Consider the following 23,538-nt stretch of genomic DNA (forward strand, 5'->3'; position numbering starts at 1 on the left):
TTTTGGAAATCTTTATTTATCAGAGGTTAAACTTCGCCTTAATGGCAGCTTCAGCATTGCTGATTTTAGTGGCATCTAAGTCCCAAAATCCATTGTCACTTCCAATAAGTGCGAGCAAGATCGAGTCTGAGAAGTTCGCATCAGCCTGATAAGTAGTTGCAAATCGTAAGGAGTAAATGAATCCAATTGCTTCGCCTATTGCATGCGCTCTCTTATCTGCAGTTGCGCTGGTTCTCCATTTTCCTAAATACCCTAGGGCTGCATTTGCCAAAGATTTTTCAAACTCCTGTCGGATAAATAAAGCTTGATTTTCCAACTCAACCCTATCATTGTTAGCGATCGCAGCTCTTCCTTTCAGAAATGCTGGATAAATTTTAGCATAGCTAGCTTTATTGTATTCCCAGATATAGGATCCTGCACCAAACTCTGACACAGTACCCCTTTCACTGTCTGTGAATCCTTCCAGGTAAATAGGATTAGTAGTAAGCGTACCGTAGGCTATATCCCAGTTATGCTCAAGTTCCGTGTAGTTTTCTCCAGCTACCAGCGTAGAATTATCAGCATTTAATCTAGCTGTTAAAAGCACGTTGCCAATATAATCAAGCTGAAATGCGCCAATTAAAGATTTTTGAATGACCTGCGCGACTTCAATTCCGTCTTCATTTAACAGGTAGCTCCCCAGTTTCCCGGCCTTGTTAACTCCCGCTTCCTCATTGAGAGATGAGCTTATGCCTTCAATTTCTGCAAAAAGTAATTCAAAGTTTGCTCTGGTACTTTCAATTTCCTGTGCGGATTTGGAAGCTGCAACTCTCTCACTTAGGCTGATAGAAGAGTTGTTCAAATCAGCCGCAGTGAATAAATCTCCTGTTATTTCCAGAGTTGAAAAAGGAGACTGAGTATTAGTAAATAGATTAGAAAGTATGGTCTTATCTAGTTGGGTGTTTGCACTGACGTTGGACGTCAGGTACTTGTTCAAAGACTGAAACATAGTCAAGGAGATATTTCCTTCCTCAAGAGATACTGTGGAAGTTCCATTCGCATCAAGGAATTGTGAAGCGTAAGAACTATCGAAGTCTAAGCTGCTGTATTCTACTTCAGCTCTGAGTCTTGGGTTTTCCGAATCGTTCTCACAAGCGGTGCTTGCTAAAAGGACAAGTCCTAGCAAGACCTGAGGTTTTTTGAAATACTGAAACATAGTATAATGATGGTTTAATTGAGATCTGAGGCAAAGATATTTATTTAGACTAATTCTAAAAAGCTTATTTGGATAAATTCTAAATAAAAATTATTTAGTCAAATGTAACCCCCTGATAATGGGTGAAAAACATCTGGCTGATTTCTAAAAATTAATTGAGAAACAATCTGCGGGAATGAGCCGAAACAAAGAATGCTTATACTTTTTGAAAGTAGCTGTGATAATAAGCTTATAAAGAATTGGTACTTCAATAGAGAGAGCTAGACGATTGTACAATATTAAAAAGTGACTTTACTTAAGTAAAACTATCTGATGCTCAATTGAATATAATGATGCTAATCGCTTTAATATTCGCTTAAAAATTGTAATTTATCAAGAAGTTTTTTGGAACTCAGTTATTAATCTTTTTAGAATAGCTTTTCTCAGATGTTCCAAAGGCTGTGAGATTTTTAACGTGGATTCAATTTTTAATAATCATATCTACAGGGAAGCCGAAAACTGATAAGAGTAGGCATAAGACTTAACAATACTTTTATGAAAAAAACAATCCAAATCGGTTTGTACATGATGATTGCATCATTGATACTTACCATTCCGTCAATGGCGCAAGACTTAGAAAAGGAACTGGCAGCTATTACAGCAAAATATGAAAAAGCATATAATGCAAAAGATGTGAAGACGCTCGTTAGCATGTACACTGCAGATGCTGTCAGGACATTTAGTGATGGAAGACACTTCAGTGGAACAGGCGAAATCGGAGCAGCAATGACAGAAGAGTTTGCTGGAACCTCATTGAAAGTTTCAATTCATCCTGGGGGATACGATGTAAACCCTGATGGAACGCTTGTTTCGAAGGGAACCTATCACCTGGAGGGCACAGCAGGTACCGAGGCTGTAAATACGAATGGCAGTTATACCAATACCCTGGCAAAGGTTAATGGAGAGTGGAAAATCACAAAATCTTCCTTGGTTTTAGAACAATAGCATTTTATGTTCTCTTACTTTCTTAAGTAGCCCAAGTGTAAAAGCTTGGGCTATTTTTTTTGTTTCGATGCTCTAGTATCCTGGAAATGTCCCGTCCTGAAATAGCGTTACAGAAAATGTAATGTTATGAAAGAAGCGCAAGAGCATAAGTGTGTTAAGTGGACCCAACGTGATTTCAGAAAGTACAACTTTTAGATTTCTAACTTTAGTTTTCTATTTTTAAAAAAGCTCTGCCTAGATTTGCATCTTCACAAACCGAAAACCAATCCACTCTGTTCTAAAAATAGATCCGATTCCTCACTACCACACTTCCTTCCTATGCCTATCAATGATCCGCTGCGGAAAGGAAAAGATTTGAGGTTCGTTTTTCTCCTAAATTGAAACTCTAGAAAAAAAATAGAAACTTGTTTGTCATTTCCTTTGTGACCGTTGTTTTTTATGTGTATTCGCTTAACTGCACGTATGTACTTTATATTAATGCTAGAAGTTCAAATTTGGCAATTCCCTCCGCCGCGGCGGAGGGCAAGGGGGATTTTTCACTACTAAAACCATGTATAATTCTAGAACGTGCATTCATGCGGATACACATATTGTTTTTTATTGGTGGAAAAACTTGGAGCCTCTGTGGTGAAAAATACTAATCAAAATATCGTACGTGCTTTCTACTTAGTTACATTGGAGAACATCTATTATTTCATCCTTTCTTCTTAAATGATTCAACAACGAAAAATCTGTATCGTATCTGGGCATTATCCAAAAGTTGTTTTGTTTGCAGAGCTTACCAGAAACATCTTAAGAGAATATGCTAAAACGCATCAATACAGCTTGTACTATGATTCGGAAACCCCAGTCCCAAAAGGTATTCCCGAATTACATTTCAGAAGGTGCTTGCTTTTAAAAAAAGCGAGCGAGGCTTTCCCATATGCGGAATGGTATATATGGCTCGACACGGATATATACATTCAAGCAATGGAAAGAAGGATTGAGGAGTTTATTGATTTGAGTGACCCGACGATTCTTTACCATGTGTTTAATGAAAAGCCGTGGGGATTTCCAGTAAATACAGGAGTAAAACTTGTAAATAGGAAAGCAATACACTGGGAAGATGAAATCTATGCTTTACGGGAGAATTGTGCTTTTCCCTATGAGCAGAAGTTGGTTATCGATTATATTGTGCCCAAGTATGGGTCACAGGTTCTTATCCATGACCCCTATACAATGAATTGCCTATATGGAGAACATGATCATAAGGCTGCATTATTTGTCCACGTATGTAGCCGAAGTAGCGTAAACAGAAACTTGATTATTCTCAGCAACACAAGAAAGCTGCTTAAAAACAATCAAAAAATTATTCTGAATAGATACTATCAAAATTTTCACTATTTCTATTTCAAGAATTATATTCTGAAAGTAATACAAGCTGCCAATAGCTTATTTAAAAAGTTGATTTCAGAATCTCTACCAAGAAATTAATTCATAACTAATCACTTATCTACTTTTTGAAATAAAACACTATCTTTCACCATCGATTTTTAAAAATCTTACCACAAATACACCCTCATAATCGGTTTTTTGATATCCCAATGAAAACTATCTTGAAATGCCTAGTCACTTTATTAGGCATGATTCTTTTTGTACTTACAACTGAATCCTTTGCCCAGCAAACCCATATTGATTTAGGACTTCGCGTCCAAAAGTCTTTTGGCCTCTACTACGAAAATGGATTTGTCGCACAGTTTTCGGCTGATAGCATTGCCCAGCAGCGCCTCTACTTGGGGATAGGCTATGTCAGCAGCCGACTAGGTTCGGCGATCGGCTCCAACGCCATCAAGCAAGACAACTATCAAGTTTGGCTCTCCTATTATTTTAAAAAAGATCATAAACTTCAGCCTTTTGTCAGCATGGGCAGCGGCTTCTTTCATGCAGATTATGAATCAGATGATTTTGAGGAATTGGACCAAAGCTCGCTTTTGCTTTCGACAAGTGCCGGCTTAGAGTATACAACTCCCATCCGACTGAAAGTAAACCTTGCCATAGGATACAATTTGATCTCCGGTAATGGTCAAGAAGGTCCGGGAACACTTTACCCAGTATTTGGACAACTCAATTTTTACTATCCACTGAAATGAAAAATTACGAACCTTTTTATTCGTTGAGGTTGAAAGTGAATTTACCTACTCTCCTATTTCGCAACCGACTTGGTTTGTACTTAGTCCTTTGCTTGGGAATCAGTTTAGCTTCCTGTGGTGATCCATCTGATATTTCGGACGAACTCCTAGATGGAAAAGTCATTTTTGACCCATCGATCATGGCTCCAGAAAACTATTTGACTTCCTTGAGTAATCCGAATCCCACGCCAGAAGAAGCTTCCCGACCCGTTTTTATTCTTTGTCATGGCTATAGTGCTTCGACATTTGAGTGGTCAGAGTTTATCGCATGGTCAGGCAATACCGAAGCCTATTATACTTCCAGTGTATTATTAGGAGGTCATGGCCGTACCTATGAGGAATTTAAATCTAACAGCTGGCAAGATTGGCAATGGGCGATTTTTGACGAATATGAAGCGCTCTTGGATGCAGGCTATACCAATATCAACTTGGTGGGTTCATCGACTGGTGGAGCACTTATTTTAGAGGCTATTTCATCAGGTTATTTCAAGGGTAAAACCGCACCAAAACATATTTTCATGGTAGATCCCATTGTCCTACCATCCGATAAAATACTTCCTTTGATCGGTGTACTGGGTCCTTTGATAGGCTATACTGAAGCAGAAAATACGAATGGGGAAAAAAGCTACTGGTATACCTATATACCTCAAAAAACACTCCAAGAACTCCAAAAAGTCATCAAAAAAGTTCGTCTAGATCTACAGAAGGGCATTAATCTTCCTTCCCAAACTTCCCTAAATGTCTATAAATCAACTCATGATTCCAGTGCTGATCCAGCGAGTGCTGTTTTGATTTATAAGGGAGTCAGTCCGTCGAATCAAGTAAGTATCAAGATGATTGATTCTGAACTGCATGTATTCACCAGACTCAACTATCGAATAGAATCTGTGAGTGCTCAGGATAGGACAAACCAAGAGCAAACTTTTCAGGATATCGTGGAGATTGCTTTACATCATTGAGATAAGTCACCAAAGAACAAAAAGCCTCGAGACTCTTGTTCAATGTAGGATTATTATCACTGGAAATCCAAATCTAAAGATTAGTAATATAGTTAACACCCCATATCCAGGCAGCCTACAAGGAATACTTACGTAAGCTGGCTCCACAGACATTTCACAGTTTTACTCATTTTAAAAGTTCTGAGAGGATAATTCTGACATTTTTTACCTGAATAAGAGCCCTGACTCTGACAATTTTTCAGAAAAAAGTGACATAATTCACTCATTAATCTATTGGCATTTGACTTGTTTTTTTTTCTCTCAGAATCGCGATTCTTTTATTGGTTTCTTGATTTGATAGTCCTGATGACTCATCCTTTCGAGAACGTTTATTTGTTTAACTCTAAAACGTAAAAGCAATGAACACATTAATGAAAAGAAACGGATACAGTCCATCTACAAACTTATTCGAGGACTTTCCTAGCAGAGGATTAGTTGACTGGCTGGATGCTGCAGGCTTTGGCCGAACCACTGAAAGCAGCACACGGCCTAGTGTCAACATAGCAGAAACCGGGAATGATTTCAGAGTCGAGATGGCAGTGCCAGGCATGCAAAAAGAGAATTTCAAGGTGGAGCTGGACAATAATACCTTGACAATACAGGCAGAAGCTTCCGGGAACTCAGAGGAGGCTGCAAGGGAATATGTTTACTACGCCCGAAGGGAATTCAGCTATCGTGACTTTAAACGCTCCTTTTACTTACCAAATACGGTAGAAAATGACAAAATAGAGGCTAAGTATCAAGACGGTATTTTGAGGCTAATTATCCCAAAACGGGAGGAAGCCAAGCAAAAACCAGTAAAAACAATCCAAATTTCTTAAGGGGTGAAAGGCAATCTATCTAGGTTGCCTTTACCTACTTTTATTTTGCCTATTGCTATACAAATCGTTATAGGCGATTTACAGATCTAAGCAATTCTGTGTTTTATGTTGAACAAAAAGTATTGAAACCATGGATAAAAGCTCTTTTCTGAATTACTACAAAACCATCCTTGAAAAAGTAAGCTTTGACAAAAGGCTGCTTGAAAAAGAATATAAAAAAGCAAAAGAACTATTGGAAGGTCCGGAAGCTAGGGATCTAGATTATTGGGTGAAGAGCCAAGGTCTTTTGAGAAGGACGGACCCTGTGCCAATTGATAAAAATAATAGTCGGGTCACTTAACTGAGTAAATCAGGCATCCGCAGTCTGACATACAGGTCAAACTGCGGAAAATTACTTACTAAACTTTTACCATTTTAATGATGATCGGTGGCTCCTGAAGTTTTTCTGCGGCCATAGCAACGAATTCTTGTATGTGGGGCTGCTTGTTGTGTAAGTCTAAGCCAGCTTGATCTTCCCAAATCTCATAGAAAACAAAGGTATTAGCATCATCAATCCCCTGATGCAAATCATAGTGTATACAGGCTTGCTCTTTTTTAGTTTCAATCACCAAATTCTCTAAAGCAGTTTTTATTTCGGAAGTAAATTCTGGTTTGGCTTTGGCAATTGCGGTCAAATAAATCTTCATCGTGTTGTTGTTAAAATGTTACTAGGTAGTACCTGATTTTCAAATGCTAGGTTATTGCTTTTGCATTATGAGACTAATTGATCACATCAGCAAATAAGGCAATTCACTAGCGATGAACTTTGATCTTTACCTAACTCACTATTTTGTCATAAATTTCCATGTGATGGTATCATAGGTAAACTTATTGCTATTTAAAGCCTTTGAGTTTCCAGACAATTCCCCATTCCTTGTTTTTTCAACGCTAAGTTCAGTTAATGAGAATTCACCTTTTTCATAATCGTAGCTAACTCCATCGTCGTTGTACAATAAAAATGTATTTGCTTTACTACCATAGTGTCTAACCTCCAAGGACTTCTCTTTTTTTTCTTTGCTTATAGACGTCAACATTGGAATGATGGCTCCATCTTTAACAAATAAGGGAATTTCCTCAAGCTTGGTTTGTATAGTTATTGTTTCACCATTACCAGCGTATTCTCCGCTATAGAAATCAAACCAATCACCCTTGGGAAGTACAATCTTGCGATCTTTTTGCCCCGTAAAAACAGGGGCCACCAGAATGGATGGACCCATCATATATTGATCCGTAACTTCCAATCTTTTATCCTCAGCATAAGGGTTCTTCACATCATCAATTACACCGTTTTTGCTAGTTACTTGATCGTTATAACCACTTTCCAAAACCATTGCTCTAAATGGCGGAATACCTTTTTGATTGTATTCATAAAATGCAGTGTAGAGATAAGGCAAAAGCTTCATTCTAAGCTCGATTGTATTTCTTACCATATCTGTCACTTCTGGAAAACTCCAGGGCTTTTTACCAGATGACCATGCATTCAGCATCATGAGTGGAGAGAAAGCAACTGTCTGAAACCTTCTGACCCACTCTTCAGCAGAATCTGCACTTCTGATTTCAGGCGTCCATAAAAGACCTGCTAAGGAAGCGCTTGCCATAGCTGTGACATACCCTTTGTGGTCATAATAATCACTATACAGTACAAAATTATGATTACTGGATCCAATATATGCCGAACGAATAAGGCTATAAGTTCTGGTGTTTTTCTCTTTGAAATAATCATCAAACATATCCTGCATCATCATGCCATAGACTTGTCTCATTTCTACAGCATCTGTACCTGATGGAAAAGTGGCATGGTCTGGCCATAACCAAACATCGTAGCCATCGACCTCATCTATTTTATAACCACTCACCCCTAGGTTTAAATGATTCTTTTCGTGATGATTTAGCAACACTTGCCTAGCCTCAGGAATAGTGTAATCTGGCACTTCACCTAGCCATACGGTATGACTTCCAGTATAAGGACGAATATCCTCATACATGGTAGACGATGGCGCTACGTATGGATTTTCCCATAAATTGACTTTTATTCCTTTTTCATCCAGAGTTCGCACAAAGTTACCAGGGCTTGGAAATCGAGTACTATCCCAATCGTAGGAACAAGGGTATGCAAAACTTTGCCATCCCGGTTCCAAACCAATTACGTCTAAGGGGAAATTATTATTTTCAAATTCCTGTATTTCTTTCAACACATCTTCATCGGAGCTAGTGGTATGTACCCTATGCCAAAACCCAAGACCCCATTTGGGAGGGATGATTCCTCCTCCAAAAAAAAGATTATATCTTTGAACTACTTCAAGGTTTGTTTCCCCGGTAAACACATAAATTTCCATACCGCCTCCTTCAACACTTGCTTCAATAGCATCAGATATCGGTCGGGCAGCCCAGTTTTTACCTGTCGTTCGGTCTATAACTTCTGGTAGATTACTGTCTTTTCTGTTACCTACCCCAACATATATTTTGACACGCTGTGAGGAATTAATTAGTACGCCGTAGCCTTTACTTGAAATATAAAAGGGAACAGGTGCATGCGTATAACCTTTCGTGCCGCCATAGTGGTCTACTTTTAGAGAATAGACATTACTTCTTCTATTCATCCCCTCAAACTCTAAACCTAATCCATAAATCTGTTCTGTCTCATTCAGGGGTAATCTTATGCTGGCACGGGTTGGAGTAAGAAGACTATATGTGGCTTCCTTGTCGAAAGGGAAAGGTAAATCTCCTAATTCTTCTATAGCCTCTGTATTGGGTGAATTGGTATAATCCATGGCATTTAACCCCATTTCACCAAAGCTTGCTTTCCAGATACCCGGCATCACTTTTTCCCATTTCAAATGGTCCATGTCAGAAATAAGGGTATTCTGTGCATATCCGTTAAAACAGAAGAAGAAAAGCAATCCAACTAAAAGTAAGCTCCTTGATTGGCCTAGTTTACATTTTGTATTCATTTTAAAGCTTTTATGGCAAGTGAATTACCAATCTAATCCGATTTTACTATTGATCAATAAATAATCAATTCAATCAGAATTCGGTAAGGTATGAAACCCTCATCCAGTTATTTCTTGAGGGAACTTGAACATCAAGATCAGTAAAAATATTAAAACTCCCCTCTATCCTTGTCAATGGCTTCCTGAAAGCTTTTACCTAATACTATTTATTTGTAGTAATATTCCTGCTTATCCGAGGAGATCATACAGCAGGCAAGAATGAAGATAATCATATTAGCAGATAAAGGAATAATCGTAGACTATTCCTCTACATTTTCATTTTTTACATTTTGAATAGAAATCCAGATTCCGATTGCCAGGGAAATACCTATGAATAAAAGTGAAAACCATTCAGGAATTTCAATCCAATTTGACGTGATCAATTTTAATGCAACAAAAAGAAGTATTGAAAAAACACTGTACTTAATGTAATAGAACTTTTCAAGCATATTTGACAGAAAGAAATAGAGCGAACGAAGCCCCATTATTGCGAATATATTTGAACTATAGACTATAAAAGGATCTGTGGTCACAGCAAAAATTGCAGGAATGCTGTCTAATGCAAATAGCAAATCAGTTAATTCAATGGTTAATAATGCTCCAAATAGAACTGTCAATACATACTTTCCATTGACCTTGGTGATAAATTTCCCACCATCAAGTTCCTTGCTAAACCTAAACCATTTCATTGCCCCTTTTGGCTGCTCTATGTCTTTATGCTCTGCCTCTTTTTTCAACATTTTAATGGCGGAAAACAGGAGGAATAACCCAAAAACAATGTTCATCCCATGGATTTTATCTAATAGAACTAGACCCACACTTATTAAAAGTGCACGAAAAACAATAGCTCCAAGTATTCCCAGAAAAAGCAATTTATGCTGGTATTGAATGGGGGTTTTGAATGAAGCAAAAATAATTGCGATGACAAATAAATTATCTACACTCAGGGACAGCTCTATAATATAACCCGTCAAATATTTTATAACTGACTGGTTTGCCGTAAGCTGATTGATATTGCTAATCAGTGAATTACTGTATAACCAGTATATAATTCCCGAGAATATTAATGCATTTACGATGAAAAACAGTGTTTCTAAAACTGCTTTTCTTGCAGATGGTATCTCATTTTTTTTGTGTAGCACAAAAAAGTCAATTGCGAGAAGCAGGAGTATATAACTAATTAAAATAACCCAAGGTGTCATTTTGTCCATTTTTGGTCTTTGCTTGAAGTCTAAGGTTTAAGTTTAATGTGATTGTCCGCAATGATGCCAGTAGAGATACTTCCTTTGGTTTCCTAGATGGAAGACCGAAGACGGGTGACCGATGTGGCCTCAATGCTTGAGTTTACCAAATCCGATGATGCATTTGAAACACTACTGGCAGAAAAGCGGATACACATAAAGTTTAATTTGAATTAGGCTTCTTCAATACCTGATAGAAGCAATAGGCAGTAAAAAAAACCACCAGCAGCTGAACGCCAATACAGAGAAGTAATGCTGAACTATTCATGGGAAATTGATTTACGTTTGATGCCTGAATACCAGACTAAGGACACAATGAACAGAAACAAGGCGAGTAATTGAACTCGGGCAAGGGTTGAGAAGAAAATTTTCTTTTCATATATCTCCCCGTTCTGCGGATCATTTAGCTGCAGCAGCTTCAGGTCATCATGTGTAAGTTTTGAAATCAGAGACCCTGAGTCAAGCTTCCACCCCACTCCATCAAATAATCCTGAGACTGCCCCCACCCAATCATTGCCCTGTGGTGTGATCAATGCACTCGTCAACACCAGCAACAAAAGCAAAGGTGTGATGTATTTCATGATCCACTTGAAAACCTCAGGAATGCGGATATCTGCTCCACGATTCAATTCCGACCAACCCTTATCCATCCCAAAGACCCATGTGAACAATATCATTTCGAGCAGAGCAAAAACCACCAGACTCACAGTTCCTGCCCAATAATCATACTCGTCAAAATATCCATATTGATAGAAAAGAATGGTGGGTAATCCCATTACGAAGGCAAGAATACCAAAGCTGACTGCTCCCTTTGCTTTCCCCCAGCCAAATTCATCCTGCATGAATCCCATCCAAGGTGTACCCATCGCCAATGAAGAGGTAATGCCTGCAAAGAAAAGAAGACCAAACCAACAAATCCCGGCGATAGCACCGAAAACCTCCCCCCACTGCATAAACAAATAAGGCATGGTCTGAAAAGCCATTCCGAAACCAGCATTCTCTATCACCCAGTCCAGACCAAGAAATCCTGCCGCTATAGGAATCACTATCGCACTTCCAAGTACAATTTCCACAAATTCATTAGTGAAACCTGAGGTGAGAGAATTCAGGGCAATGTCTTCATTCTCTTTTAAATAAGAAGCGTAGCATTGAATAGATCCCATTCCCACCGATAGTGTAAAAAAAATCTGCCCTGCCGCAGCGAGCCAAACTTTTGGATCTAGAAGTGAATTAAATTGGGGAGTCCAGAGAAAGTTGATTCCATCCCAAGCATTTGCCTCGGGAAAAGCAGCGGATGCATTTTCTGCACCCATGGTCCAGCCTTTATAAGCAAGCACTGCCCCAAACAAAATCAAAAGAGGCATACCGATTTTGGCTACTTTCTCAATCCCTCCCAATCCTGTTGACAGAATGTATATGTTGATGCCCAATACCAGAATATAGACTAAAACTGGTAGGTAGGGAATCCCAAAATTAGATCCATTCAGATTTACATATTGAACAAAGAAACTGCTTACTTCTGCCTGAGACATTTGGGTAAACGTCCCAATCACCGTATGGATTACGTATAGAAAAGTCCAGGATTCAATATAGGTGTAGTATGCTACCACAGCTATGTTGGTAAAAATACCAAAGACGCCAATATATTTCCACCAGACACTTTTACTCATGGAATCCAGAATGTAAGGTGTACTGTGGTTGCCCCTTTTTCCACCAAATCTCCCTATAGACCATTCGGTAAAGAGCAAGGGTATGCCCATAACCACAAAACATACTAGGTATGGAATGATGAATGTGCCACCTCCATTTTGGACCGCCTGTACTGGAAACCTCAAAAAATTACCAAGTCCGACTGCATTTCCCGCCATAGCTAGAATCAGCCCTGTCCGGGAACCCCAAGAATCGTTTTGCTTCACCATATATTTTTAAATAAGTAACAAGGGTGTCCTGAAGGACACCCTTGGCCCTAGCCCTATTTAATTTAGTTGCTTATTCAAAATCCCAACCCACTTATCAGCCAATACAGTTTCTCCCATTAAATCTGAAAAGAGCTCACCATCATAGAGCTCCAAACTAACCACTTGTGCCACTGAGTCAACTGGAACGAGTTCCAAGGCAAGGTATTCCGGCAGTTTCTGTGTCTGGGATTTACCATTTATTTCCTGATATCTTTTGATGAGTCTGACAGTTTTAAAATCTGCTAGATTCAAACTGTAGCTCACACTAGTTGTATCTTGGCACAGGTAGACCAGCACATTCTGACTGACATCCAAACCCAATGCATAGCGAAACCTCCAGGTGTCGATCTCCGTGGGATTTACACCTTTGAGCTGGGCCAATTCGTTGAGTTTTGCCATCAAGGTCCTGGCTATTTTTTTGTTTTTTTGTCCATTATAAATGAACGGTACGCTAAATGCGCACATCAGTATACATGACATTAGTAATGTCACTGGGTCTATTTCAAACATTGTGATTATAGTTAGGTAAACAATAAAATGAGTGGCAGGCCTATTATGAGGCCGCCTATTTTACCGTTACCCTACCAGGTATGGAAGAAATGGATAAAAGTCACTATCACATCAAATAAGGGTAGTGACTTTTTAAAAAATGAAGAGTGAAGGCAGGTTTCCCCTACCTCTAATCCAAATGAACTCCAAAGGGAATTGAACTTGGTCCAGACACTCCAATCTATAGAAAAAGGTGGAGTTTTTGGAATGTAATTGGAACCAAGAATATGTATAATTGGAGAAGTAGATTCCTGAACTGTCCCAAAGCTATCCTGAAATTTTCTATTAGGCTCTGAATGGTGAGGAAATGACAAAAAAGCAGAAAGGCTCGTAAGCCAAATCAAGCCGAGAAAGAATGCAATTTGCTTCTTATACATTTTTGTCAATTGAGAAATTGTGTGCAAGTTACAGGAATAAAAAATCCATTTGCAAGAGATTTTAGTATGCTATTTAAAAATTTTTGAGAAGCCAATTTTTTGACTGATTACTTATAAAAGGGGCACTGTCAAACCGATTTGTATAATTTAATAAGGTCCAAAAAATGGAAAGTCTTTAATATTAGCCAAGTGCATTATACCGAAAGACTTTCCAAACTATTATCATTCCCCTTTCACGTATTTCCGCCAGTTGTGCTGCTCTTTAAAGCCCAAAACTTCACGGATTTTACGGTTTGAAAACAAGGCTTCATGCTCTCCCAATTCCCGAGTAATGGGTACTCCAGGGAAAAACTGCTCTGCCAATTCCTTGCTCGGGATGATAGCACCGTTGTGATCATTTCCTGCATTGAAAACCTGATAACCAAGGCCGTCTTTTTTCAAACACAAATCCACGATCTGTCCCAAATCACGCGCATCTATATAGCAGAAGGCATTCCTGCGGCGCACCTCCGGGTTTTTGAAGTAATCCGGAAAAAGCTCTGCGTACTCGTGTGGCTCAATTACATTTCCAATACGTAACGCATAAATATCAATCCCTGACCTTCGCTGAAAGCTGCGGGCCGTTTTCTCATTGACCACCTTTGACAATCCGTAGCTGTCCATGGGATCCACGTCGTAATCCTCTTCCAAAGGCAGCACATGCGGGTCTGTTTTCCCATCTGAAAAACATATGCCGTAGGTAGTTTCTGAGGAGGCTATAACAACCTTCTTAATCCCAAGCTTTACAGCTGCTTCTATTACATTGTAAGTTCCTATGGTGTTGACCCGAAAAGTTTCATTATCAGGATTGATCAAGATCCTAGGTACTGCGGCAAAATGCACCACCGCATCAAACTTGGGTACCCCAGTTCCAGCTTCCAGTTCATCTAATCCAGCATAGGAACTCATGGCATTGAACATCTGACCTGAATCTGTAATATCCGCAATCAGATTATCTACCCCTGGATAATCCAAGGGCACCCGATCTACATTCACCACTCTATGTCCTTGTTCGAGCAGATAGGCTACTGCGTACTTTCCTGCTTTTCCCGATCCTCCTGTAAAAAGTAATCTCATTTTAGTCTTGTCTTTTTATTCGTTAATAATGCTTCTAATTTTCAGCTGAACCTGAGGTCGCTCCTTACAAGTAAGGCATACAAATTAAAGAAAAATTATAGACTATGTTTTCCTGATACTCAAATAAGCCCATTGATTTGATCATAGGAGCAGGTTCCAGGTCCTACTCTTTTTCATCCAAACCATTCAAATATTTCGCTAATACATAGCCCATGCTAAAACAGCCCTGCAATAAATACCCGCCAGTGGGTGCATACCAGTCTAGCATTTCTCCGATAGCGTAGGTATTAGGGATTTTTTTACACTGGAAATTCTCATCTATTTCTTCCAAAGCAATACCACCAAGAGTTGAAATCGCCTCATCCAATCCCCCGGCGGATTTGATGGTGACCGGGACGGATTTGATAGTTTCTATAAGAAGATCAGGATTTGAAAAAGTATCTTTTGCGGTGAATTGCTTTAATAGCCCAATAGAGGTTCGATCAAGATTTAAATCCTTCTTTAGAATGTCCGTCACCTTAGATCTTCCAGCATTCTTGTATTTGGATCGTAATTGATCCACTGTCATAGTGGGCTTTAGGTCCAAATGAATTACAACACTTTCTTCGGTAAGGAGCTTATCCTGAATCTTTTGGCTTAAAGCATAGATGGCATTTCCCTCCAGACCAAATTTGGAAATAACCAACTCACCTGTAGAAAAATGGTTAGCGTAAGTCAATGCAATGTTCTTCAAGGGTTTCCCTTCATGCTGCTCTATAAAGTCTTTATCCCAATCTATCTCAAAAGCACAATTGGCTGCTCTAAATGGCTGCACATGCACTCCCCGATCTTCAAATAGTTTTTTCCAGCCACCGTCAGACCCTGTCACTTTCCAGCTGGATCCACCCATCGCAAATACTACGATATCAGAATCTATAGCCTCAATTTCTTCAAAGGACAAATCCCCTTCCTTATCCCAACCTACCCATTTGGTATTTAGCTTAAATTCTATTTCTCTAGCTGATATAAATCCCAGAATTTTATTGAGTACCTCAATTGGCTTTAGCTCCAATTCAGGAAAAACCCGATTACTTGACCCAATGAAGGTGGGGATATCATGGGTATTCAGCCAGCTTATCAAATCCGAATTTGTAAACTGACGGATGATAGGTGCCATAAAGTCAGTTGGGAAATAACGCTTGATAAGCTCTTCAATGGAGGAATTGTAAGTCAGATTCAGTCCACCTTCACCGGCTACCAAAAATTTCCGCCCCATAGTCTTTTTCCTCTCATACAGAGTCACCTTATACTTACTCGTATCCAGCTCAGCTGCTAGCATAAGTGCAGCGGGCCCTCCGCCTATTATTGTCAACTTCTTCATCTCAGAAAATACATGATTACTTACTTGTGTTTGGTTTTCAGAGATAATGGTTTGTAATCAAGAACTTTAGATAATTTGTTTTAAAAGCATGCAGATAATCAATTATCCTATTTTATCTGCTTCAGAGGCTCTGATTCTCATTCAAACGATTATGTAATATCCTTTCCTTTTCAACAAAATGATTCCTCTTGCTATAACCTCTATTTTAGTGATCTATTTAGTTTAAAGCCTTCATTTATTATTTTACTGATTTCCTCTGCTCTGTCAAATATCATGAAATGCTCTCCTCCGTTTATTAATTGGATCTTTTCATCTTTAGATGGTGGTATCAGCTTATCATTAGTTCCACTAATTTTTAAAACTTGTTCTAACTGTTGAGTATTCTTCCAATTCAAAAGCTCATTCACTGCCCATTTTGCAAAATTCAAGTCTGTATCGTCCAAGATACTATTGAGTAGTTCTTTTTGGTTTGTACCAAAAATGAAATGCGCAAGCTTCCTTGGTGGATCGAAAAATAGGTTTGGCAATAAAGTGACAAGTCGGGTTTTACCAATTCCTCGGAAAATCGGTCTTAATTCTTGTTTAGTTTCAGCAGAGGAAATCAAAACGGTCATAATAGGATTCAATTTCTTGCTGATTTCAACGGCAATAAGACCTCCAAAACTTACTGCTAAAAGACCAAACTCAATACTTTGGTCTATAGAGTGTGATAGTCTAATAGAATAATCTTCAATAGATTCATTTTTTAAAGGTTGAATCCACTCAATAGAAATAAGCTCAAAATCAAGAGTTAGCCTGCTAAAAACCCGTTTATCTGCTCCAAGTCCACTTATACCGTACCACCTCACTTTAGTTTTGTTTTAATATTCCGTAAGGTGAATATAAGGCCGTTTAAAACCCTTTATCCAATGCTACGAGTTTTTTTCCCTTCTTACTAGTTTCACAATTCGGCTATAGATGATCTCCGCCAAATTCCAATCATATCCAGCAAAGTTGGTTGTATTATTAAATTGAATAACAACCGTATCAATGTCTTTGTGGTATTCGGCAAAACTCTGATAGCCCGGGAGCAAATTAAGACTTTCATCGGTCACTAAAGAGAATATCTTTACCAATCTACTGACTACTTTTTAAGGAATGGCAGAATTAAAAATTGGCGATGGTAATAAAGTAGAAGTTTTAAACCATCAATAAATTGCGATTTGAGGTTAACATTCCAGCCCTATTCAATTTTTCCCGTAATTTCACTCCCATGAAATCTCAACCTGAAGTATGGCTTAGAGGTCCAATCGATTCCTATCCCTCAGCTCTGCAACCTGTGGCGCATGCAATCCTACAAGCACAAGAAGAAATTCATGAACTGATGCAGGATTTTCCTTCGGAATTACTTTGGGAAAAGCCTGCAGGAATGGCCAGTCCGGGCTTTCATTTGCAGCATATGGCAGGAGTGCTGGATCGCTTGGCTACTTATGCTAAAACTGAAATGCTCAGTAAGGAACAACTAGATTACCTGAAAAATGAAGGTGTTTCAGATAGGACCATTACAGCCGAAACTCTAGTGGAGAAATTGGACGTTCAGATCAAGAAATTCCTTCAAATCCTCTCGGAAATCGATCCAAATAAGCTTAGTGATTTTCGTGGAGTGGGCAGAGCTCAGCTACCTTCTACGATAGGCGGCTTATTATTTCATGCTGCCGAACATACCCAGCGACATTTCGGACAATTGCTGGTTACCGTGAAGGTTTTGGTTTTACAACGGGCAGAGATTGGATAATTAAGCGTTTAAATGCATTTGGAATTTGGCTAAAGCCACATTCCTATTGAAGAAATTCGAAATACCATGGAATTCGGATCTCTATCAATTCCCTCCATCTTTAAATGGAGGCTTATAAAAAAGTCCCCGCTTTAGGCAGGGACTTACTCAATTTGAATTAAAACGTATTCTTATTTTACCTCTTTATTCTTCGGCATCTTGTAATGCTTTGATGTTATTGTCTGTATAATATTTATCCCGATATGCTTGAAATTCCTCTTCCAATGAGGTGACTAGGTTGAGATTGGCATCTACATTTTGCCACATATCAGGAAGCTTCTTTTCCAGCAGACCCACGCCTAAATTGATGTTATCTGCCTCTATCTTGGATATTTTTTTCAAAACAGAAGTCTGGCTGTTCTTCAAATCATCAAATTCTCTCAGGATTTTATCCATCATTTCTACTTTCTCTAACTTATCCATGGTTCGATTTTTTTAAGTTAATAGCAATGCGCTAAGAACAAGATATAGACTAATTATCATGCCTAAGCAAAGCCTTTTAACCCACTTTGTGAAAACAGCCCGGAGCCAAAGCATCACAATGAACCTTATCACATACCACCAAACTAGACAAATCCTTCAGTTTTATTTCTTCGGTACACCCATTCCCCAAAGAATCTTATATTTTGCATACCCTTCTTTGAAAGAAGGGTATTGATAATAAACCTATTCATATTCCTCTTATTCAACAGATGTTTATTTCTAAAAAACTCATACTTTCCACTGGCATTTCACTGGCTATTTTTGCCAGTTGTACACCAGAAAAATCACCCTTTGACGTTTCTCCTGCCGATTCTCTGGATCCCAAAAGGATGGAAGCGCCCTACCCTGCCATTAGTATTCCTGAAGGCACTGATATGGAATCTCCGCGATGGAAAGGAATAGATCTAACTCCTCAGCCTCCTGTAGTACCAGTTTCTGCCAATGAGGAACTAAAATCCTTTGTCCTGCAACCTGGATACAAACTAACTCCTATACTTTCTGAGCCTCAGATCCGTGAGCCTGCCGCCATTCAGTTTGATGGAAATGGTAGAATGTATGTGCTGGAACTCAGAACCTACATGCAGGATATCGATGCCAACGGGGAATTGATGCCTACCTCGCGCATCTCCCGCTGGGAGGACAAGGACAATGATGGAGTATATGAAACCAGCGTCATCTTCTTGGATAGTTTAGTTTTTCCTCGCTATGTAGTTCCTTTTGGGAAAAACACCATTCTGTCCATGGAGTCGAATGAAGATAATGTCTATAAGTACACAGACACGGACGGTGATGGCAAGGCAGACAAAAAAGAGCTTTTTGCTTCTGGGCTCGGAAGATCTGGCAATGTAGAGCATCAGACCAGTTTCCTGACCTGGACTATGGACAACTGGATGTACAGCACTTACAATTCCCGCAGAATTCGCTGGACTCCTGATGGAGTAATCCAAGAACCTACCGGAAATCCTTATGGACAATGGGGAGTAACCCAGGATAATTACGGTCAGGTGTGGTTCCAAGACGGTGCTGGCGGAGTACCTCAAAACTTCAATTTACCGATTGTATATGGCAATTTTGGGATCAAGGGTCAGTACAAAGATGGCTTCAGAGAACCTTTTAGCTTGGTTAAATTGGCTGATTTCGAGCCAGGCATGCGGGAAACAAAGCCCGATAACTCCTTGAATAATGTAACTGGATCAGCTGGAAATGATGTATTCCGAGGAGATAGGCTTCCAAAGGAAATTCAAAACAAATACTTCTACGGTGAGCCTGTAGGAAGGATTGTCCGTCAGGTAAACACTGAGAAATCAGAGGGACTTTCCTACATACAAAACCCTTACAGAGAAGCTCAGTCAGAATTCATCCAATCAACCGATCCGCTTTTCCGGCCTGTAGATATGGCCACAGCTCCTGATGGCACCATGTATATAGTAGATATGTATAGAGGCATTATTCAGCAGGGTAACTGGACTCAGGAAGGGAGTTACCTACGTACCAAAATCCAGCAGTATCAAATGGATGATATAGCAGGAAATGGCCGAATCTGGAGATTGACTTATGAGGGAATGGAGCGGAATACCGAAAAGCCAAGGATGTATGAAGAGACTTCTGCCGAGCTAGTTCGCCATCTGAGCAATCCAAATGGCTGGTGGAGAGATCAGGCGCAGCAGTTGATCATTCTGAATCAGGACAAATCGGTGGTGAAGGACTTAGAAAAGCTAGTAAACAGTTCTGATAATGAACTGGCAAGAATACATGCATTGTGGACGCTTGAGGGATTAAATTCCTTAAAGGTGGATTTGATCAGAAAACTGATGAAAGACAGCAATCCAAAGATTCGTATTCAAGCACTCAGAGCAAGCGAAAGCCTATACAAATACGGCGAGAAAAGTCTGGCAGCAGATTATCGAACTATGGTCAAAGATGCTGATATAGATGTGGCTTTTCAGGCTTTGCTCAGTGCGTACGTTTTAAATATTGATAAAGTAGAAGAATTTATTACAACGTCTATCAAAGAGAATCCTGCTCAGAGTTTCCAAGTAGTAGGAACTCAACTCTTGGAGAAAATGGCGGAACAAAAGAAGTTGGCTGCGACGCAGTTTGCTCCTCAACAACTTGCACTTTTCAATAAGGGAAAAACCATCTTTGATGGCTATTGCTCTACTTGTCATGGTGTGAAAGGATTGGGCACTCCTACTGGCGGCGGAGAACTAATTGCCCCAGCTTTTTCTGGTTCGCCAAGACTCATGGGCCATCCAGAATATGCGGTGAAAACCCTTTTGCATGGTTTGACGGGAGCACTAGACGGCAAGGAATATGAAGGCGTAATGATTGCCATGGACAGCAATGATGATGAGTACATCGCTGCTGTAGTCTCCTATATTCGAAATGATTTCGGGAATTCAGGGAGTTTCGTCAGCCCAGAGTTTGTGGCACAGCTGCGGAAAGAAACAGCCGATAGAGAAGGCACTTATGAGTTTGACGAACTGATCGGAGAAATCCCAAAAGCACTTACCATTCAGGATAACTGGAAAATCACGGCTAGCAGCACAGCCCTTCAGGGAGTTGGCTCTACGAAGGATCCATCTTATGCTTTTAGCTTTAAAGGTTGGAAAACAGATGTGGCACAAGAAGCAGGCATGTGGTTCCAAGTAGAACTTCCGAAAGAAAGAAACCTCGCTGAATTGCAGTTTAACTCTGGGGATAAAGAGTATCCAAGAAAGTATAAAGTTTCTATTTCTTCCGATGGCAAAGCGTGGACTGAAGTTGCTACTGGCGAAGGAGTAAAAGGCATGAACACTATCCATTGGAACGCCGAAAATCCTGCGAGATTCTTGAAAATAGAAGCTACGGAAAAAGGCGAAGAACCATGGGCAATGAAGCAGTTGATGCTTTTTGCTAGGTAAATTAAGCTTAAGAAGTACAAAGATTTGAAAGGCTAAAAAGCAAAGCGATGGGAAACCCCCATCGCTTTTTTTATGAATTAAGTCTGAGGATTTATTGGTGGATATTTCAGATTTCAAGGATATTGCGCCCTGTCAGGGCTAGTATTTCTAAACTGCATTTTCACACAACGGCCTAGCGACCGTTGCTAAGGTATATTGCCCCTACAGGGCAAATTTGAAGGTTGATATTTAATGTATTGTAATAGTAACAATAGGCCTGAAAGGCTATAAAGTAAAGCGATGGGGTTTTCCCATCGCTTTTTTTGTATTTAAATCATTTGCCCTGACCGGATTGCTATCTCGAATGGCGCGATAGAAAATCATTTTAACTCTTTTGACTACTATTTAAAATCTAAACACCTATATCCTTTCAGCTCATTTCACGTACTTTTAACCCAAACCCACTAGGTAAATACACATGAAAAGATTTGTACTTGGATTTTTGGCAGCACTACTGGTTATTGGAGGCATCTGGCTCTTTACTGATAGCAGAGCGAAAGAAGCCGAACTCCAGGCTAATTCAGATATGATACAGCAGCAAATCCAGCAAGTGGGGAAGTTGATCGTGACGGAGGCCTATTATTCGCAGGTTTTTACTTATAAAAACTCACAAAAGCTTTTTCTCAACCTAGTTAGCGCAAATAAAAAAGCGTTGATTATCGCAAAGGCTAAGGCCACTGTGGAATATGACCTTAGACAGATGGAAACAAAAGTAGATGCCGATAATAAGACGGTCACAATAATAAAAATCCCGGATCCTGTGATCAATGTCTATCCAGAATTCGAATATTACGATGTAACTCAGGATTACCTGAATCAATTTGAAGGCAAAGATTACAACAACATCAAAACCAGCATTACAGCGCAGTTTCGCAAGAAAATAGATGAATCAGGACTGAAGAAAGATGCTGAAGAACGCTTGATGAGTGAGCTACTTAATATCTATATTCTTACCAAATCCATGGGCTGGACTCTAATATATAATGAGGTAGTGATCGAAAATCCTGAGCAAATGAGTAATCTAAAAAAGTAAACAAGTAATCTACCTTAAACCGAAGGAGCTGTCCAAGCATCAAATACGCTTTTAATGGATTTGCCGATTCGCTGAGGATCCTTAGCAATAATAGCTATTCCCAAAGCGACTAAAGTAGCAGCTACATCTAGCCCCTTTTGAATAGTACGAAGTGTCTTGATTGTCCCTTTAATATCTGCTGTAATCGTATTTATTTTCCCCAAGGAATCAGCAACCTCATCCATAATTAATGTAGTCGCTAAAGCCAAAATATCTTCACCAGATTTCAGCAGTTTATAACGAGTTTCACCAAGTTCCTTATTCTCTTCTAGACTCAGTTTTTCCCAGTTTGCAATCCTAAAGTCCGTTATTGCTACAGAAAGATCGAAAAAGTTGTCAGACAATTGTTGTGCTTGATCGGAAGTAAGATTGGCCATAGTATTAGTCATTAAGTTTGTTGAATTCGGAGATCAGCCCCTTTACATTACTGGAGTATCCCTGCAGGAGTTCCTGAAGATTTTTGACAGAAAGCTTATTTCTATTTTCATATAAGACTTGATGCCCCTTAGCGATTTCCGCCAAGCTTTTCCCAAATACATCCAGTTCCATTTCCTTTCGCTGTATAGCTTCCAAAGCTTGATAATAGTCTGCAGTAGCTTTGCCCTTTTCGTAATCTGAAGTGAGTGTTCTATTCATTTTCATATCCGTGTAATAGGCGTAAAGTCTCTCCCGTTTGAATCTTAGTTCCTTTTTTAGGTTGTTGCTGATGATCAACTCAAACTTTTCCAATAAAATCTGAATGGGTTCATTGGCCTGTTCTATGTACTCAACTATTTTCTTTCGCCTATAGAAATCTGTAGAGGCGCGCAAAAGGGTGTTGGAAAGACTGGAAAAGGCAGATGCCGTACGCTCTTCTATTTTCACTGGGCCAAGCTCGTCTGCAGTCAGTGTGCCTATTAGAGCGTTGCTGCTGTATTGGGTCAGCTCATTCTGAGAAAGATTTCCCAGACCTTGAAAATACCCTTCAATAGAATTATAAAAAACCTGCGTCACACTGTCAGCCTCTTGGTAAAGTTCACAGGAGCAATCTTGAGCGCGCTTGATTTCAAAAGTTTGTATGGCCTCATCTGTACATCTGTCCAGACAGTGTTGTAAAAAAGAATAGTCTATCTCTTCAAAATTCCTGATACTCTCAATAGAAATAGCAGAATAATCTCCGACAGTTTTAAGATTGATACAACTAGAAATAAACAGTGGAAAAGTTATAAAAGTCAAAACTACACTTCTCTCCAAGAGATGATTTTTCATATTGAAATGGTTTAAAAATGGTTGACAGGATCAACTTGTATATGCCACTAAAAACTTACATAGCATTTACCATCAATAAGATAGGAAAAAAAATATGAGTATTTTAAATCTTAAACAATACAAAATAAAATTCCACATAATGCCTCTCGGCTTTGCTGGGTGATAGTATTCTATATAAAAGTAT

General features: G+C 39.3%; 22 protein-coding genes. 9 read left to right on the top strand and 13 right to left on the bottom strand.

Annotated features, from left to right (window positions below):
* Nucleotides 1-19: 19 nt before the first annotated feature.
* Nucleotides 20-1,195 (bottom strand): DUF4856 domain-containing protein, encoded by a 1,176-nt coding sequence (locus ESV85_RS10865; RefSeq protein ID WP_146917484.1) that lies wholly within the window; start codon nt 1,193-1,195, stop codon nt 20-22.
* A 534-nt stretch (nt 1,196-1,729) separates the two neighbouring features.
* On the opposite strand from ESV85_RS10865, the gene ESV85_RS10870 reads away from it, so the two are divergent.
* The 6 genes from ESV85_RS10870 (at nt 1,730) to ESV85_RS10895 (ending at nt 6,506) form a co-directional block, all read left to right on the top strand.
* Complete coding sequence (locus ESV85_RS10870; protein WP_146917486.1) at nt 1,730-2,179, top strand: YybH family protein; 450 nt, start codon at nt 1,730-1,732, stop codon at nt 2,177-2,179.
* 711 nt (nt 2,180-2,890) lie between these two features.
* A complete protein-coding gene (locus ESV85_RS10875) occupies nt 2,891-3,652 on the top strand; it encodes a hypothetical protein (RefSeq protein ID WP_146917488.1) in 762 nt (253 codons plus the stop codon).
* Between the two features lie 110 nt (nt 3,653-3,762).
* Nucleotides 3,763-4,308: a hypothetical protein gene (locus ESV85_RS10880; protein ID WP_146917490.1), complete on the top strand. Its 546-nt coding sequence runs from the start codon at nt 3,763-3,765 to the stop codon at nt 4,306-4,308.
* Nucleotides 4,305-5,306: an alpha/beta hydrolase gene (locus ESV85_RS10885; RefSeq protein ID WP_223275974.1), complete on the top strand. Its 1,002-nt coding sequence runs from the start codon at nt 4,305-4,307 to the stop codon at nt 5,304-5,306. Before ESV85_RS10880 ends, ESV85_RS10885 begins: the two co-directional genes overlap by 4 nt.
* A gap of 398 nt (nt 5,307-5,704) precedes the next feature.
* The gene (locus tag ESV85_RS10890) at nt 5,705-6,166 is read left to right on the top strand and encodes an Hsp20/alpha crystallin family protein (RefSeq protein WP_146917492.1); all 462 of its coding nucleotides are present in this window, start codon (nt 5,705-5,707) and stop codon (nt 6,164-6,166) included.
* A 130-nt stretch (nt 6,167-6,296) separates the two neighbouring features.
* Nucleotides 6,297-6,506, top strand: a complete 210-nt coding sequence (locus tag ESV85_RS10895; protein ID WP_146917494.1) for a hypothetical protein — start codon at nt 6,297-6,299, stop codon at nt 6,504-6,506.
* Nucleotides 6,507-6,564: 58 nt separating this feature from the next.
* Here ESV85_RS10895 and ESV85_RS10900 read toward each other — a convergent pair whose 3' ends face one another.
* From ESV85_RS10900 to ESV85_RS10940, 9 genes are all read right to left on the bottom strand, one after another.
* Nucleotides 6,565-6,852, bottom strand: a complete 288-nt coding sequence (locus ESV85_RS10900; protein WP_146917496.1) for a putative quinol monooxygenase — start codon at nt 6,850-6,852, stop codon at nt 6,565-6,567.
* 138 nt (nt 6,853-6,990) lie between these two features.
* Entirely contained in the window at nt 6,991-9,156 is a 2,166-nt protein-coding gene (locus ESV85_RS10905) for a TIM-barrel domain-containing protein (protein WP_146917498.1), read from the bottom strand.
* Between the two features lie 299 nt (nt 9,157-9,455).
* Nucleotides 9,456-10,406, bottom strand: a complete 951-nt coding sequence (locus ESV85_RS10910; protein ID WP_146917500.1) for a TerC/Alx family metal homeostasis membrane protein — start codon at nt 10,404-10,406, stop codon at nt 9,456-9,458.
* Nucleotides 10,407-10,696: 290 nt separating this feature from the next.
* Entirely contained in the window at nt 10,697-12,355 is a 1,659-nt protein-coding gene (locus ESV85_RS10915; protein WP_146917502.1) for a sodium:calcium symporter, read from the bottom strand.
* A 57-nt stretch (nt 12,356-12,412) separates the two neighbouring features.
* Entirely contained in the window at nt 12,413-12,793 is a 381-nt protein-coding gene (locus ESV85_RS10920) for a hypothetical protein (protein ID WP_146917504.1), read from the bottom strand.
* Between the two features lie 182 nt (nt 12,794-12,975).
* Complete coding sequence (locus tag ESV85_RS10925) at nt 12,976-13,320, bottom strand: hypothetical protein (RefSeq protein ID WP_146917505.1); 345 nt, start codon at nt 13,318-13,320, stop codon at nt 12,976-12,978.
* Between the two features lie 222 nt (nt 13,321-13,542).
* Entirely contained in the window at nt 13,543-14,436 is an 894-nt protein-coding gene (locus ESV85_RS10930) for an NAD-dependent epimerase/dehydratase family protein (protein WP_146917507.1), read from the bottom strand.
* 163 nt (nt 14,437-14,599) lie between these two features.
* The gene (locus ESV85_RS10935) at nt 14,600-15,796 is read right to left on the bottom strand and encodes an NAD(P)/FAD-dependent oxidoreductase (protein ID WP_146917509.1); all 1,197 of its coding nucleotides are present in this window, start codon (nt 15,794-15,796) and stop codon (nt 14,600-14,602) included.
* 200 nt (nt 15,797-15,996) lie between these two features.
* Entirely contained in the window at nt 15,997-16,644 is a 648-nt protein-coding gene (locus ESV85_RS10940; RefSeq protein ID WP_146917511.1) for an alpha/beta hydrolase, read from the bottom strand.
* A gap of 404 nt (nt 16,645-17,048) precedes the next feature.
* On the opposite strand from ESV85_RS10940, the gene ESV85_RS10950 reads away from it, so the two are divergent.
* The gene (locus tag ESV85_RS10950; RefSeq protein ID WP_146917512.1) at nt 17,049-17,570 is read left to right on the top strand and encodes a DinB family protein; all 522 of its coding nucleotides are present in this window, start codon (nt 17,049-17,051) and stop codon (nt 17,568-17,570) included.
* A gap of 183 nt (nt 17,571-17,753) precedes the next feature.
* Here the strand turns inward: ESV85_RS10950 and ESV85_RS10955 are convergent, their stop codons facing one another.
* On the bottom strand, nt 17,754-18,032 hold the full coding sequence (locus ESV85_RS10955; RefSeq protein ID WP_146917514.1) for a hypothetical protein: 279 nt from the start codon (nt 18,030-18,032) through the stop codon (nt 17,754-17,756).
* A gap of 269 nt (nt 18,033-18,301) precedes the next feature.
* On the opposite strand from ESV85_RS10955, the gene ESV85_RS10960 reads away from it, so the two are divergent.
* The gene (locus ESV85_RS10960; RefSeq protein WP_146917516.1) at nt 18,302-20,995 is read left to right on the top strand and encodes a discoidin domain-containing protein; all 2,694 of its coding nucleotides are present in this window, start codon (nt 18,302-18,304) and stop codon (nt 20,993-20,995) included.
* 457 nt (nt 20,996-21,452) lie between these two features.
* A complete protein-coding gene (locus tag ESV85_RS10965) occupies nt 21,453-22,067 on the top strand; it encodes a DUF4230 domain-containing protein (RefSeq protein ID WP_146917517.1) in 615 nt (204 codons plus the stop codon).
* Nucleotides 22,068-22,081: 14 nt separating this feature from the next.
* On the opposite strand, the gene ESV85_RS10970 is transcribed toward ESV85_RS10965, so the two are convergent.
* Together ESV85_RS10970 and ESV85_RS10975 are read right to left on the bottom strand one after the other, a co-directional pair.
* Nucleotides 22,082-22,495, bottom strand: coding sequence for a hypothetical protein (locus tag ESV85_RS10970; RefSeq protein ID WP_146917519.1), 414 nt, complete (start codon nt 22,493-22,495; stop codon nt 22,082-22,084).
* Nucleotides 22,488-23,354 carry a hypothetical protein gene (locus tag ESV85_RS10975; RefSeq protein ID WP_146917521.1) on the bottom strand — a complete coding sequence of 289 codons (867 nt, stop codon included), beginning with the start codon at nt 23,352-23,354 and terminating at the stop codon, nt 22,488-22,490. The genes ESV85_RS10970 and ESV85_RS10975 overlap by 8 nt, the downstream gene beginning before the upstream one ends.
* Nucleotides 23,355-23,538: the final 184 nt, after the last annotated feature.

The sequence above is a fragment of the Algoriphagus aquimarinus genome (genome assembly GCF_007997215.1).
Taxonomy (GTDB): domain Bacteria; phylum Bacteroidota; class Bacteroidia; order Cytophagales; family Cyclobacteriaceae; genus Algoriphagus; species Algoriphagus aquimarinus_A.